This is a genomic window from Mesorhizobium sp. CNPSo 4684 (genome assembly GCF_057784315.1).
The window spans coordinates 14,889-29,268 of sequence record NZ_JBWLUX010000014.1 but is presented as its reverse complement, the minus strand read 5'-3'; the positions used below and the strand labels follow the sequence as shown (position 1 = coordinate 29,268).

The 14,380-nt window shown below is 61.9% G+C and carries 14 protein-coding genes, 1 tRNA gene and 1 pseudogene; 5 read left to right on the top strand and 11 right to left on the bottom strand.

Going from position 1 to position 14,380, the window contains the following annotated elements:
• Positions 1 to 171 precede the first annotated feature (171 nt).
• Both AC04SG_RS14910 and AC04SG_RS14905 read left to right on the top strand, forming a co-directional pair.
• The gene (locus AC04SG_RS14910) at positions 172 to 1,335 is read left to right on the top strand and encodes a M20 aminoacylase family protein (RefSeq protein ID WP_488551669.1); all 1,164 of its coding nucleotides are present in this window, start codon (positions 172 to 174) and stop codon (positions 1,333 to 1,335) included.
• A 106-nt stretch (positions 1,336 to 1,441) separates the two neighbouring features.
• Positions 1,442 to 1,518, top strand: a tRNA-Arg gene (locus AC04SG_RS14905).
• A gap of 745 nt (positions 1,519 to 2,263) precedes the next feature.
• Here AC04SG_RS14905 and AC04SG_RS14900 read toward each other — a convergent pair.
• Genes AC04SG_RS14900 through AC04SG_RS14890 form a run of 3 tightly spaced genes read right to left on the bottom strand, consistent with a single transcriptional unit; the run spans position 2,264 to position 4,362 of the window.
• Positions 2,264 to 2,674 carry a TadE/TadG family type IV pilus assembly protein gene (locus tag AC04SG_RS14900; protein ID WP_488551668.1) on the bottom strand — a complete coding sequence of 137 codons (411 nt, stop codon included), beginning with the start codon at positions 2,672 to 2,674 and terminating at the stop codon, positions 2,264 to 2,266.
• On the bottom strand, positions 2,664 to 3,065 hold the full coding sequence (locus AC04SG_RS14895) for a TadE/TadG family type IV pilus assembly protein (RefSeq protein WP_488551667.1): 402 nt from the start codon (positions 3,063 to 3,065) through the stop codon (positions 2,664 to 2,666). Before AC04SG_RS14895 ends, AC04SG_RS14900 begins: the two co-directional genes overlap by 11 nt.
• A 55-nt stretch (positions 3,066 to 3,120) precedes the next feature.
• Positions 3,121 to 4,362, bottom strand: a complete 1,242-nt coding sequence (locus AC04SG_RS14890) for a pilus assembly protein TadG-related protein (protein ID WP_488551666.1) — start codon at positions 4,360 to 4,362, stop codon at positions 3,121 to 3,123.
• Positions 4,363 to 4,616: 254 nt separating this feature from the next.
• Between AC04SG_RS14890 and AC04SG_RS14885 the strand changes: the two genes are divergently transcribed.
• Positions 4,617 to 5,348 carry a class I SAM-dependent methyltransferase gene (locus tag AC04SG_RS14885; RefSeq protein ID WP_488551665.1) on the top strand — a complete coding sequence of 244 codons (732 nt, stop codon included), beginning with the start codon at positions 4,617 to 4,619 and terminating at the stop codon, positions 5,346 to 5,348.
• Positions 5,349 to 5,412: 64 nt separating this feature from the next.
• Here AC04SG_RS14885 and AC04SG_RS14880 read toward each other — a convergent pair whose 3' ends face one another.
• The 8 genes and pseudogenes from AC04SG_RS14880 to AC04SG_RS14845 all read right to left on the bottom strand — a co-directional run bounded on the left by AC04SG_RS14880 (position 5,413) and on the right by AC04SG_RS14845 (position 12,105).
• Positions 5,413 to 6,399, bottom strand: a complete 987-nt coding sequence (locus AC04SG_RS14880; protein WP_488551664.1) for a methyltransferase — start codon at positions 6,397 to 6,399, stop codon at positions 5,413 to 5,415.
• Positions 6,400 to 6,459: 60 nt separating this feature from the next.
• Positions 6,460 to 6,816: a TOBE domain-containing protein gene (locus AC04SG_RS14875; RefSeq protein WP_488551663.1), complete on the bottom strand. Its 357-nt coding sequence runs from the start codon at positions 6,814 to 6,816 to the stop codon at positions 6,460 to 6,462.
• Positions 6,817 to 6,837: 21 nt separating this feature from the next.
• Complete coding sequence (gene chrA / locus AC04SG_RS14870; protein WP_488551662.1) at positions 6,838 to 8,229, bottom strand: chromate efflux transporter; 1,392 nt, start codon at positions 8,227 to 8,229, stop codon at positions 6,838 to 6,840.
• Entirely contained in the window at positions 8,226 to 9,041 is an 816-nt protein-coding gene (locus AC04SG_RS14865) for a chromate resistance protein ChrB domain-containing protein (protein WP_488551661.1), read from the bottom strand. Before AC04SG_RS14865 ends, chrA begins: the two co-directional genes overlap by 4 nt.
• A gap of 144 nt (positions 9,042 to 9,185) precedes the next feature.
• A complete protein-coding gene (locus AC04SG_RS14860) occupies positions 9,186 to 9,899 on the bottom strand; it encodes a nickel/cobalt transporter (protein ID WP_488551660.1) in 714 nt (237 codons plus the stop codon).
• A gap of 111 nt (positions 9,900 to 10,010) precedes the next feature.
• Positions 10,011 to 10,979, bottom strand: a pseudogene (locus AC04SG_RS14855) (cation diffusion facilitator family transporter); the annotation flags it as partial.
• A complete protein-coding gene (locus AC04SG_RS14850) occupies positions 10,976 to 11,242 on the bottom strand; it encodes a metal-sensing transcriptional repressor (protein ID WP_488551659.1) in 267 nt (88 codons plus the stop codon). The pseudogene AC04SG_RS14855 and the gene AC04SG_RS14850, both read right to left, overlap by 4 nt.
• 74 nt (positions 11,243 to 11,316) lie before the next feature.
• On the bottom strand, positions 11,317 to 12,105 hold the full coding sequence (locus AC04SG_RS14845) for a 3-hydroxybutyrate dehydrogenase (RefSeq protein WP_488551658.1): 789 nt from the start codon (positions 12,103 to 12,105) through the stop codon (positions 11,317 to 11,319).
• A 220-nt stretch (positions 12,106 to 12,325) separates the two neighbouring features.
• On the opposite strand from AC04SG_RS14845, the gene AC04SG_RS14840 reads away from it, so the two are divergent.
• Together AC04SG_RS14840 and AC04SG_RS14835 are read left to right on the top strand one after the other, a co-directional pair.
• Complete coding sequence (locus tag AC04SG_RS14840; RefSeq protein ID WP_488551759.1) at positions 12,326 to 13,114, top strand: acetoacetate decarboxylase; 789 nt, start codon at positions 12,326 to 12,328, stop codon at positions 13,112 to 13,114.
• Positions 13,107 to 14,267: a patatin-like phospholipase family protein gene (locus tag AC04SG_RS14835; RefSeq protein WP_352557696.1), complete on the top strand. Its 1,161-nt coding sequence runs from the start codon at positions 13,107 to 13,109 to the stop codon at positions 14,265 to 14,267. Before AC04SG_RS14840 ends, AC04SG_RS14835 begins: the two co-directional genes overlap by 8 nt.
• The last annotated feature ends 113 nt before the right edge of the window (positions 14,268 to 14,380 follow it).

Genomic DNA, 14,380 nt, shown 5'->3' with positions numbered 1-14,380 from the left:
AAGATTTCGTTACGCGATGGCCAGCATGATGAGATCCGGCCCTCAATTTCCGGATCACGTTGTTTGCGGTGCTATTTACCCTATGTGACGCCAAGATGGCAAAGTGCCTGGCAATCACAATTGCAAAGCAGCAGGCCAGACCGTCTGCTCCAACAGCGAAATGGAACCATTATGCCGATTCTCAACCGCGCCGCCGAGATGCAGGATGAAGTTGCCGGCTGGCGACGTCATCTGCACCAGACGCCAGAACTGAATTTCGATGTCTTCAAGACCGCGGCCTTCGTCACCGAGAAGCTGAAGGAGTTCGGCTGCGACGACGTGGTGACAGGCCTCGGCAAGACCGGCGTCGTCGGCATCATCCATGGCCGCAAGGGCGAAGGCGCGACCATAGGCTTGCGCGCCGACATGGACGCGCTGCCGATCAACGAGATCACCGGCAAGTCCTACGCCTCGACCGTGCCCGGCAAGATGCACGCCTGCGGCCATGACGGCCACACGGCAATGCTTTTGGGCGCGGCCAAATATCTGAGCGAAACGCGCAATTTCGCCGGGTCGGTGGCGGTGATCTTCCAGCCGGCCGAAGAAGGCGGCGGCGGCGGCAACGAGATGGTCAAGGACGGCATGATGGAGCGGTTCGACATCTCGAGGGTCTTCGGCATGCACAATATGCCGGGCCTGCCGGTCGGCCAGTTCGCCATCCGGCCGGGCCCGATCATGGCGGCGACGGCCGAATTCACCATCACCGTCAAGGGCCGCGGCGGCCATGCGGCGATGCCGCACGGCACGATCGACCCGATCGTCATCACCAGCCAGCTTGTCGGTGCCTTGCAGACGGTTGCCTCGCGCAGCACCGATCCGGTCGAGGCGGTGGTGGTGTCGGTGACCAAATTCCACGCCGGCGACGCCTATAACGTCATTCCGGAGACCGCCGAGATCGCCGGCACGGTGCGCACGCTGAAAAAGGAGATCGCCAAGAAGTCGGAGGAGCGCATCCGCGCCATTTGCGACGGCATCGCCACCGCCTTCGGCGCGACGATCACTATCGACTATGACGCCAACTACCCCGTGACCTTCAACAATCCGGAAGAAACCGTCTTTGCCAGCGATGTCGCGGCAAGTGTCGCCGGCGAGACCCAGGTCCACCGCGCCATCCAGCCGGTGATGGGCGGCGAGGATTTCTCCTACATGCTGGAAGCCCGGCCCGGCGCCTTCATCTTCATCGGCAACGGCGAGACCGCCGGCCTCCACCACCCGGCCTACGACTTCAACGACGAGGTCATCCCGCACGGCATGAGCTACTGGGTGAAACTGGCCGAAACGGCGCTCGCCGCCTGACCTATGCCGCTGAAAGGCCGGCCGATTTGCCTCCGCCGGCCTCTTGATTTGCTTTCGGCGAGCCTCTTGGCGAAACGGTCCGAAGCGGCTATGTGTCTGGCCGCGTGGTCCCGTAGCTCAGTAGGATAGAGCGGCAGATTCCTAATCTGTAGGTCACAGGTTCGATTCCTGTCGGGATCACCAATGAAATCAAGCTTGCTTAATGTTCGGTAACCCCGCGCTGGCGTATTTGCAAACGCTTCTTCGATGTCGGCGTGATCTCCTTGGATCTCACCTGATAGACCTGCACCTTCGCGAAGGAAACAGGCCGACGTGCGCGACGCAGGTCGGCGGAACCTGGACGCGCGTCGGGCCATTTGCGGGTGGGCTAGAGAACGGGGTTCGGCCCGCAACGCCCAACTTATAGGCACCTCAGCCATTGCTCAACTAAGACTGAAGCCCCCGGTCTTCCGTGGGTCCCTGCAGGCTCACCGAGAACACCCCACCCGAATTCTCAGCGAGCCAGCCACCCCGGCATGAGGCTACAGCGGAGCGACCTCCAACCTGTAAGGTTCGACGTGCGGAAAGTTGCGAAGCATCCCCCAGAGACTTCGGGCCACTTGACCTAAGGCTGGGTAGCATCATCCAGACCGACGAAAATGTATGAGGATTCACTAAAAAGTTCGGAACATCAAATGGACAGGAACAGAACCAAAGCGGTTACATCAGACCTTTGAAAGCAAGCAGCAAGACTTTAGTCCGATAGGAAAAAACCCACCACTGAGGTCTCAGCGGCGGGCTTTTAGGCGGCTACATCCGCAAGGGGAATCGACCCCCTCCTGGAATCGACCCCCTTGCAAGTACAACTCCGGATGGGGCGGCTATGGTTCCCGGGGATCCGTTACGGTCTGAGTTGGGCGCCGCCAACTCAACGAAAGCCGGCCGCAACCTAGCTGGCAACCAGCGGAACGGTGACGGTCGTAGCGTAATTTATCGGATACTGGTCGAAATACGGGAAGGCGATGACGAAGGCATAGCTGGCGGTCAGATGCGCCATCTTGAAGCCGCCGCTGGCAGGGTCGATCGCGATCGTCACAACGACGTTCTGCAGACCCAGGTTCGCCAATTTCTCCGTAGCGATGGCCTGGATGTCGCTCTCCGAAAGCGTGTTGTTCAGTTGCAGCGCCCGAGAAGAGGTCTCCAGCGTATAGCGGACGGTCGACACGGCATTCATGGCCCAGCCGAAGGCGAAGATTCCGAACAAAAGCATCACCAGGATCGGCGCGATCAAGGCGAATTCCAGCCCTGCTGCGCCGGAACAGTCACGGCGCCATCTGGATCCGATCCTTTCAGCGGACACGGATCACCTGCTGATGACTGATCGCGCGCGGGTCCGGGAAGACGCCGAAGTTGAACGGGGGCACCCAGGTGCCCGTCGCCGTTATCTGGACGAACATGGTTGGCAGCTTCGTTCCGCCGCAGACGGTCGTCTCATCCACGACCGTGGTGCCGCACATATAGGAGCGGACCAGCACGACCGCGGCGTCATCGGGCTTGTTGCTCCAGCTCGAAAGCGCGACCGCCTGCGTTCCCGTGTCTTTGGCCGCGTCGCTACCCGCGCCGGCCATCACCAGATTGGCCGCGGTTTTGACGCCGGCCCGCATCTGCAGGTAGGTCGTCACGTAGGACCAGCCGTCGGCGATGCCGAAACATACGAGCAGCAGGACGGGCACCACCATGGCAAATTCCACGGCGGCTATCCCGGATTTGTCCCGGACAATGCGCAAGGTCCGCTTACCCATCCCGCTACTCGACCAGCTGAACGGACAGCGCCGCCAGGATTTTCTTCATCCCCAGACTAGTGCAGTCCTGCTTGATGGTCGTACTGCCGGACCACTGGATGGTGTCGGCGACGACTTGGGTGCAGCCGCCGTTCCCCGAGAAGTTGCCAAGGTAGTTGACCTGCTGCCTGGGGAAATAGATGGCGCCGGTCAAAAGCGAGTCCGCCGTGCCGTTGAAGGTGCTCTGCGCTGCGGTCCCCGTCCTGTCGCCGTAGAACAGCACGCCGGAATAGGCTCCGGATGTCGGCGCGCTCAGCGTCACCTTGGCGTTGCCGTTCATGCTGACGGTGTTGCTGCCGGCCATGAAGATGGTTACCCCGCTGCCCGCGACGACCGCGTTGGCGTTGACCTTCATACTGCCCTGCACGACATAGACGCCGGGAGAAAGCGTGACGTTGCCGCTGAGGCTCATGCCGCTGCAATAGGTGCCAGGCTGGAGCGTTTGCGAGGTTTTGCTGCCGTTAACATTCTTGCACGGGTTGCCGCCAGTGGGCGTCGGCAGATCGGCGTACGGATCGGCCACCGGCAGAGCATGCGTGATCGGGGCCTTGCAGACCATCGTGGGTGTGCTGCCAAGCGAAACGCCGCCGACCGCTATCAGGCAGTCAGTCTGGAGGGTCGCCGAGCCCTGAAGCTTGATGGCATCGGCGGCGATCGAATTCGCATTGATGACGCAGCCGATCTGCTTGAGGCTGGTGTTGCCAGAAATGCTCACCGCCTGCGAGGCCGACGGATTGAGCGCCGTGTTGCAGGCATAGGCGCCATCGGTGATCAGCGCCACCGCCCTCGCCTGTTCCGAAACAGGGGTGCTGTTGAAGATCGCCGTGAAGTAGCGATCGAGGCTCTGCTTGACAATGACCTCCACCGCCTTGTTCGCGGTGTTCGGGCCGGACAATGGCGGCGTGTTGACCTCGATCGTGCCCGGCGTGACAAAATTGTTCGAGGTCGCCGACTGCGTGGCGGCGGCGATGATGGTCGGGTTGTCGGAACCCGCGACCTTCTCGAGCGCGCCGGCATAGGCCGCAGCATCGGCCACCGCCTGCAGCTTCAGACTGTTGTAGTACCAGAGGGAGGTCTCGACACCAAGTCCCGCGCCACCGACGACGACCGGCAAGGTGAAGGCAAAGGTGACGGCAACATTACCGTTCGCGGCGCGTTTTAGGCGGCCGAAAACAAACCACATCCAGGTGAACGCATTGAATGCCATATGTTATTAGAAACCACGAATAGATAAACGAATGTCTAAAAACTCCATTCCGATTCGACGTAGTCCGACGGGCCAGGCGCAATTGTCGCGATCGCGCCTCATGCCGCCGCTTGACCGTCGGAGGTATCGCCCCAGAAACGATGAATGCGAAACATCGTTTTCATGGAGAGGTCATATGCCGCTATCGCGAACCTTGTTGTCGACCAAAATGACATTTTACCCGTCTGAGACGAAGCTATCGAGAAGACAGGGGGATGGTTTCAAGACGCAAAATTGTTCAAATGTGCGGCGAGGCCGGAACGACAATCACGGGTACACTGAAGGGGCGCCTGACAGGAATGGATTTTGATTGGCAAAGCATCAACGCTTCAGCTTCGTTTGCCGAGCGCGACTACGTGACGAACAAGCTGTCGACGTGGATGCCCATTCTTGAACCGCTAAGGGACACGCCGCTTTCGATTCTGGAAATTGGCTCCATGGAAGGTCGCTCCGCGCTCTTCTTTGCCAGCTATTTGCGAAAGGCCGTCATCACCTGCGTCGATCCCTTCCACAAACGGGGGAAACGGTTCGACAGGAATTTGAAGCGCTACGCCGATCGGGTGACGAAGATTCGCGACTTCTCGCTGCCGGCGCTGATCAGGCTGCGCCAGGCAGGGGCGGAATTTGACCTGGTTTATGTCGACGGTTGTCATGAGCGCGAAAGCGTCATGATGGATAGCGTCCTGGCATGGGGGATGCTCAAGCTTGGCGGCATGCTCATTTGGGACGACTACACCGACTACAAGGACGACATGGCAAATTGGGAGCGCCCCACGTCCGCCGTCGATGGCTTCCTGGTCGCCTACGCGCAAGAGTTTCAAGAGATCTCGCGTACCAAACAACTCATCGTGAAGAAGACTGCCGATACCCCGCGCTGCCCGGTGAGGGGAAAGATCGGCTCACGCCGCCTCAGGAACTTTGTACGATCCATCCAGGGCTGGCTTTGAGAGCCACGGCGACGGGACGCGCCTCGGACAGACTTTCCGTCCGAAACCAGCCATTCCGCCGCGATCAGCCCGCGAGGCGCGCACGAAACAACGTGCAGCCGTCCGCCAGGCGCGACCTCGATATATCCTGGAATCCAGCCTCGGTCATCCACGTCCGATACTGACCTTCCGTATACGATTCGCCTGCGCGATAGAGGTTCAGGAAGGTGAGATTGAGAAAGACACCCTCGGGCGGGCCGAGGCGATCGTCATCGACGACACCCCAGCCCGCAATTGCGATCTCGCCTCCTTGCGTGAGGCAACGCGCGGCGTTCAGAATCGAACTGCGCGCCTGATCCGGCGGCAGGACCTGGACGACGGCCTTCAGGATCGCCAGATCGTGCCGACCGATCGATGGCGCGACAGTTATGTCGCCTTCTTCTACGACCACGTCGTCGGCACCGTATTCCGACAGGATGGCTGGCGCGACCGCTGCGACCGTTGGCAGTTCCATCAGCGTCGCCGCAATGTGCGGCCACCGCTCGCGAAGTCCGACGAGAATGGTCCCGGCGCCGCCGCCAATGTCGATCACCGAGCCGATCGCCGACAGGTCCAACGCGCGGGCCAGATGTCGGCCGAAAATCACCCCGCCCGGGGCAAGCATCCGGCTGAAGGCCGCCGCGGACTCAGGCCCCGCTTCGGAAAAGTCGTGCAGCGCAGCCGGCCGGTTCTGTCGCAACGACTCGGCGGTCAAAAGGTCTGCTCCCCAGAGCTCGCGCAGCAGCGCATGGTCGCCGCCGCGATAGGTCGGCTTGGACGCGTCGAGGAATTCCGACGCTTCGGCTCCATTGCGAAATTGACCATCCTCGACTTCGAGGAGAGCGATGCTGGCGAGCGCGTAGAGGAGCCGCGACAGACGATCGGGGTCGACCTTGAGCGCCGCCCCAAGGCTGTCGGCGGTCATCGCGTTGCCGCCGAGCCGGGTGAAGATGCCAAGATCCAGCCCGGCGCGAAGCGCCAAGGCCGGGGGCACCCCTGCGATCAGCTTGTCGATCCGATCAAAATCCACCATGTCATATCCCGTTGCGCGATCCGGGACCGACTTTGAAACAGCTCGGCTAACCTCGTCAAATCAGCTTGCCAGCGCTCGCCCGCTCTCCGCGTCGAACAAGTTCAGCTTGGCGGTATCGGGTTCGACATAAAGCGTTTCGCCCGGACGCACGCTGATCCTTTCGCGAAACACGGCAACCGCCGGCACGCCGGCCATCGTCAGATGTACCTGGGTTTCGGAACCCGTCGGCTCGACCACGTCGATCGCTGCGGCAATCCCCTTGCCGGAGGCAGAGAGACTGGGATGCTCCGGCCGGAAGCCGTAGCGCACCTGCTTTCCCTCCGCCGCGCTAAACCCCGGGCCGATCGGCAAAAGCGTGCTGTCAGGCGCCCGCACCGCGCTCTTGCCGTCCACCGCGCTGCGCGAGCTGGACGGCATAGAGCAGGATGATGCCGAGCGCTACGCAGGCAAGGCCAGCAGCGCCAGTCCGGCCAGTGCCGAGCCGGCTAAGGTCGGCAGCATGCCGATCTTCAGTTTCAGCATGGCGACCATCGCCGCGGCCGCCAGCAGTGCGGCGCGCCAGTCCAGCGACGACAGCACCGGCACCTCCATCCCGAGGCCGACGCGGTGCACCGCGCCGAAAACGACATGCACCGCAAACCACAGAGCAAGGTTCATCACCACGCCGACGACAGCCGCCGTGATCGCGGTCAGCGCCGCCGACAGCGCCTTGTTGCCGCGCAGCGCCTCGATGTAGGGCGCGCCGAGAAAAATCCAGAAGAAGCAGGGCACGAACGTCACCCAGAGCGTCAGCAATGCGCCAAGCGATCCGGCGACGACTGGGCTTATGGTGTCGGCGTGCCGGTAGGCGGCGACGAAGCCGACGAACTGCAGCACGAGGATCAGCGGGCCCGGCGTCGTCTCGGCAAGGCCAAGGCCGTCGACCATTTCGCCGGGGGCCAGCCAGCCGAATGACGTCACGGCCGCCTGTGCGACATAAGAGAGCGCTGCATAGGCACCGCCGAAGGTGACCACCGCCATCAGGCTGAAGAAGCCGCCGAGCTGCGTCCACACACTGGCAGGACCGGTCAGCGCCAGGATCAGCACGACCGGTCCAAGCCAGATCGGCAGCCAGATCGCGATGGTGCGCGGCGCGTGCCATTTCGTCGGCCTGGTATGGGCGAGTTCGCCGCGCTCGAACATCAGGTCGACCGCGCCTCTGACATCGGGCAAATTCTCCTTGCCGTGTGCGGCTCCGGAAAAACGCGCGGGTGCCAGGCGGTTGCTGATCCAGCCGGTCAGCCCTGCAAACAGGATGATGAGCGGGAATGGCAGCCTGATGACATAGATGGCAAGGAAGGCGATCACCGCGATCGCCACCATCATCCGGTTCTTGAGCGCCCGTTTGCCGATGCGGATAACCGCCTCGACGACAACGGCCAGCACAGCTGCCTTGATGCCGAAGAACAGCGCCTCGATGACAGGGACATCATTGTAGAGCACGTAGAAGATGCTGAGGCCCAACATGACCAAGGCGCCGGGAAGCACGAACAGGATGCCGGCAACGAGGCCGCCGGCGGTCCGGTGCAGCAGCCAGCCGATATAGATCGCCAGCTGCTGCGCCTCGGGTCCGGGCAACAGCATGCAATAATTGAGCGCATGCAAAAAACGCTGCTCGCCGATCCAGCGCCGCTCCTCGACCAGTTCCTTGTGCATCAGCGCAATCTGTCCGGCCGGTCCGCCGAAGGAGAGCAGGCCAATCTTCGCCCACAGTTTTGTGGCTTGCCCGAAGGTCGGCGCTGGGGGCGCCTCGACACCGTGAGGCTTTTCGCCAGCGGCAACGGCGCTCATGTTTTGCCCCCGCTCGGCCAGTTGTGGGTTTCGTCTGTGGCGTCGCGGCACCACCTGAAAAACGCGTCATAGAGCAGCATGCCGGCCTCGAGCTGTTCGAGATCGTCGCGGAACATGCGCGACAGGCCGAGCGATGCCGCGAGGAATCCCGCCGCCTGCGGTATGAGATCGAGGCGCGCCGTGTCGGCCGCACGCACGATCAAGGCAAGACGATCCAGCGCTTCGGACCGCAACCCGAATTCCTCGATCATGGTGTCGAAGGTGCAGCGCTCGCCGCGATGGCTCCAGAACACATCGTCAATGTCGAAGGGAATCGCCGCGAAACGGTCGGCGGCAGCCAGCACTTCGGCCGGTTCGACGAACAGGAACACCGCCGAAGGGTCGATGAAACGCCGGATCAGCCATGGGCAAGCAATGCGGTCGACCTTGGGGCGGGCGCGCGTCACCCAGACCGTGCGGCCCTTGTCGTCGCGGCGCGGCATCTTCTCGGCCTTGACCAGAACCGCCTTGGCCGCCAGCCAGGCCTCGAAACCGCCTTCCAGGGATTCAGCAGTGATGCCCTCATGGCGCAGCCAGGCAGCGACGCCTTGCGAGAGTTTTTGCCCCCTTTGACAGATGACGACGACGTGGCGTCCGGCGAACTCGGCCGCCCAGGTGGAAACGGCCTTGAAGTCGCGCCGGGATGAGGCCGGAAGCAAGCGCGGATCGGCGTCATAATCCTCGTCGATGCGGACATCGACAAGAACAGGCGCGTCCGGCAGGCCGACGAGACGGGAGAGCTGTGCTACGGTGATTGCGGTTGTTGACGGCATGGCGTCCACCTCCAGAGTGAGAGTTTGGACGCGATCGTTGGGCTGGCGCCTCACGGGGTCGTCGCGAAGTGAACCCCTTGTCACTATGCTGGAATGATCCTTCGTGCTTGTCAATCCATAACCCGGCTGCTCGTTTCAACGTCTTCAGCGCGAAGAAATTTGCCAAACCGCCACGCCAGCAAGAATGAGGCCGGCGAAACCTTCGATGCTTCTGGATACTATGTCGAACAAGCGTGGCCGGCCGTCGAAAAAATGCACCAGCCGTTCCCGAAACAGGATCGACAACACCGCCACGCAGGACAAGGTCAGCGCCACGCCAGCCATCATGGTGATCGCAAACAGAATACCGGCAAGCGGAACGCCTCTGGATATCGCGAAGGTCATCACGAACAAGGTCAGCGGGCATGGAATATGGCCGGCCATGACCCCAACGGCTTCGCCCTCATGCTTGTGATGCTGGCCGTGGCTCAATGCGCGCCACAACATCCAGACGCCGATCAGGCCAAGCAACCCACGGCTGACGTCTTCCAGCAGCGGCGCTCGGCCGACGCTTCCCAAGGCAATCGATACCAGCGGTAACGAGAATGCCGCGATTAGCACCGCGATCGTCACATGCGTGAAGGAGAGCGTCAGTGACACCAGAAGGCCGCGTGAAACCTTCGCGTCCGAACCGGCCAGATACGTGGCCAGGACGGCCTTGCTATGTCCTGGCGTCAGGGCATGCGCCGCACCAAACAGCACGCCCATCGGCAGAAAGGCAAGGAACGCAAGCCAGCCACCGCCAGCCGAGAGCAGCTTTATCTGATCGGCGAGCGCCACGTAGATGGTACGCTGGAATTCGACAAGCGTCTGGAGCATCAGCCTGGACCGGCAGAAGCGGGTGGTTTTCTGCGCACGTCAGTGTTGGTGGTCGTGGTGTTCGCCATGATTGTGGTCGTGAGGATGTGGCTACTCGTGCGCGTCATGTTCGCTCGAAAACCGGATGTTGGCAGTCGCGAGCGCAGGCATGTGTTCGAACAGTTCATTCTCCAGCGCTGTCGTGATCTTGTTTGCTTCCGCGAGCCGCAACGTTTCGTCCGCAGCGATGGCGATGTCGGCGTGCAACTTGTGGCCAATCCAGCGGGCCTTGGCATCGACGATGTGAGCACCTGGCACATGCTCGCCAGCATGATGAATTTCGGCCATCACACCCGGCTCGACGCCGTCGAGCATACGGGTGAGCACCGAGCGCGCCGACTGCCAGACGATAGCAAAAATGGCGACCGTGATGAGGAGCCCGATAATCGGGTCGGCCAGCGGAAATCCGAGCCAGACGCCGATAGCGCCAATGACCACGGCAAGGCTGGTGAGCCCGTCGGTACGGGCATGGTAGCCGTCAGCGACGAGCGCCGCGCTGTTGATTTCCCTGCCGATGCGGATGCGAAACAACGCGACGGCCTCATTGCCGAGGAAACCAACGATGCCCGCTGCCGTCAGCCAACCGAGATGCGTCACTGCCTGCGGATGGATCAGGCGCTCGATAGCCTGGTACCCCGCGACGATGGCGCTGAACAGAATGATCAGGACGATGACGATACCGGCGAGGTCTTCGACCCGACCCAGTCCATAGGTGAAGGTTGACGACGGCTTGCGCCTCGCCAGCATAAAGGCGACCCACAAGGGGATGGCAGTGGTTGCGTCTCCAATATTGTGAATGGTGTCGGCAAGAAGCGCCACACTGCCCGAGACAACCACCACGGCCATCTGCATTGCTGCCGTGACCGCCAGGATGACAAAAGACCATTTTATGGCCCAGATGCCCCGATCGGTCGTCGCGATGGTTGCATCGATGACGCCGTGTGTATGGCTATGCGGACCGTGGTGGTCGTGATCGTGGCCGGCATGGCCGTGCGAACCGAAGCCGAACCAGTCGAGGGTGCGCCTGCCGAGATCGCTCATAGATACTTGGCCAACTGCTTGAGTTCCGTCAGCGAGCCGTGCGCTCCGCCCGCGGCGGTGTCGGTCAGGCAATGTTCGATATGATCGTGGATCAATTCCCGCTTGGCGCTGCTTATGGCGCTTTCCACGGCATGGAGTTGCTGTGCGAGGTCAACACAGGAACGATGAGCTTCGAACATGGAGAGCACTGCCGCAAGGTGGCCTTGCGCGCGCTTTAGACGCTTCACGATAGCGGGATGCGACCGATGCGTGTTGTCTGTCATGCCAGTCGACTATCCTCCCCGGGGGGATGAGTCAATCTGCAGTCTGTGGTGGCGAGTTGATCTCGGGGACGGCCCTATTGCGCCGTCCAGCCGCCATCCATCGGCAAGGTCGTGCCGGTGATCTGCTTGGCTGAATCCGAGCACAGGAACAGCGTCAGCGCGGCAAGCTCCTCGACGGTAACGAATTCCTTGGTCGGCTGCGCTGCCAGAAGCACGTCGTGCTTGACCTGCTCCTCGGTCATGCCGCGCGCCTTCATCGTGTCGGGGATCTGCTTTTCGACCAGCGGTGTCCAGACATAGCCAGGCGCGATGGCGTTGACGGTGATGCCGTCCTGCGCAACCTCGAGCGCCACCGTCTTGGTCAGGCCGGCAATGCCGTGTTTGGCCGAGACATAAGCCGACTTGAACGGCGAGGCGACCAGCGCATGCGCCGACGCGGTGTTGATGATGCGCCCCCATTTGCGCGCCTTCATGCCCGGCACCACGGCCTTGATCGCATAGAAGGCAGCCAGCAGATTGATACGGATGATGGCTTCCCACTTGTCGTCGGGAAACTCCTCGATCGGCGCGACATGCTGGATGCCGGCATTGTTGACCAGAATGTGGAGGCTGCCGAAGGCAGCTTCAGCCTCGTGCACCATGGCGGTCACAGCCGCGCCGTCCATCATGTTGGCGCCGGAGTAGCGGCACTTGACGCCGAAATCCTTCTCGATGCCGGCGCGCTCCCGCTCGACCGCCGCGGCATCGCCGAGTCCGTTGATGGTGACGTTGGCGCCTTCGGCGGCAAAGGCGCGGGCAATGGCCAGGCCGATGCCGCTGGTCGAGCCGGTGACGAGCGCATTCTTCGAAGACAGGGAACCCATGGAGATCTCGCGACTGGTGGGAGGAGCTTTGACGCAGATGGTTTGTGCATCGCAACATAACAATGGCATGACCATATGTCATTGCGATTACAATGTTGTGATCCTTCACGCGCGCCTTGCGCTGGCATCGAAGTGACACGACATGGCACTGTCATGCTGCCGTGCAACATAATCGTCCTGCACGTCCGCAAGATCGTTCCTGAACCGATGGGTGAGCAATTTGGAAATCGCCGATGTCGTGAAGCGCGCCTATGCGATGCCGCTGACCAACCCGTCCTTCCCGCCCGGACCGTATCGCTTCTTCGACCGCGAATACGTCATCATCACCTACCGCACGACGCGCGAGGCGCTCGAAGCCGTGGTGCCGGCGCCGCTGGAGATCGACGAGCCGTTGGTCAAATACGAATTTATCCGCATGCCTGACTCAACCGGCTTCGGCGACTACACCGAGACCGGCCAGGTCATCCCGGTGAAGTACAAGGGCCAGCATGGCGGCTACGTCCATTCCATGTATCTCGACGACGACGCGCCGACTGCCGGCGGCCGCGAGCTCTGGGGTTTCCCCAAGAAACTTGCCAACCCCAAGATCGTGCATGAGGGCGAGGTTATCGTCGGCACCTTGCATTATGGCAGCGTTCTCTGCGCCACCGGCACCATGGGTTACAAGCATCGCGAGGCCGACCACGATCAGGTGCTCGCCTCGCTTGCCGCGCCAAACTTCCTGATCAAGATCATCCCGCATGTCGACGGAACCCCACGCATCTGCGAGTTGGTGCGCTATTACCTGACCGACATCACGCTGAAGGAAGCATGGACAGCGCCGGCCGCGCTCGACCTTCGCCCGCACGTGATGGCCGACGTGGCGAAATTGCCGGTGCTCGACATCGTCTCGGCCGTCCACTTCAAAGCAGATCTGACGCTTGGCCTCGGCGAAGTCGTGCATGATTACCTCGCCGAAAACAGCCAGTCTGCTGCCGGCGCGACCAGACTGGAGAAAGTCAGTGCTTGAGCGTAACCGCAGCAAGGCAGCTGCCGCCACGATCGCGGAAATCACCGCGCAATACGATCGCATCGCCCTGGTGTTCCAGGGCGGCGGCGCGCTCGGCGCCTACCAGGCCGGCGTCTACCAGGCGCTGGCCGACGCCGGCTGTGAGCCGACCTGGCTGTCCGGCGTCTCGATCGGCGCCATCAATGCCGCCATCATCGCCGGCAACGAGCCGAGCCGCCGGCTGCAGCGGCTGGAACAGTTTTGGCAGACCGTCTCGGGCCGCAAGATCTGGCCCTACACGCCGGAAGGCGACATCTATCGCGATATCCGCAACCAGACCTCATCCTTCATGACGATGGCGATGGGCCAGCCCGGCTTCTTCAAGCCGCGCTCGCCCAATCCCTGGCTCCAGCTGTCGGGCGCCGAAGGCGCTACCTCTTTCTATGACACCGCCGAGCTCAAGGACACGCTGGAAAGCCTGATCGACTTCGATGTGCTTAACGACGGCAAGAAGCGGCTGAGCGTCGGCGCGGTCAATGTCCGGACCGGCAATTTCGTCTATTTCGACACCGAGAAGGTGCGCATCGAGCCGGAGCACATCATGGCCAGCGGCGCGCTGCCGCCGGCCTTCCCGTCGATTCGCATCGAGGGCGAATATTACTGGGACGGCGGCATCGTCTCCAACACGCCGCTGCAATATCTACTCGACCAGGAAGAGGACCGCTCCTCGCTGGTGTTCCAGGTCGACCTGTTCAGCGCCCGCGGCGTGCTGCCGCGCGGCATGGCCGACGTGCTGTCGCGCCACAAGGACATCATGTATTCCAGCCGCACACGCCAGAACACCGACAATTTCCAGCGCATCCATGCGCTGAAGATGAAATTGCTCGATGCGCTGAAGCGCGTGCCGCCCGAGCAGCTGAAGGACGGCGAGAAGGAATTGATCGCCGATTATTCGGATGCCGGCGTGGTCAACATCGTCCACCTGATCTATCAGCACAAAGGCTACGAGGGCCACGCCAAGGACTACGAATTCTCCGGTACCTCGATGCGCGAGCATTGGGAGATGGGCCTGGAGGATACGGAACGCACGCTGCGCCACAAGAAGTGGCTGATGCTGCCGACCAATGCCGACGGCGTCACCATCCACGATCTGCACCGCGAGGATCCGACCTAGGGTCGAACAGAAGGACAACTTGACGAGGTCTTTCCGGCATAGGAAATCGCCGCAGTCAAGTTCCTTCACACCCCCCTCTGTCCTGCCGGACATCTCCCCCGCAAGGGGGGAGA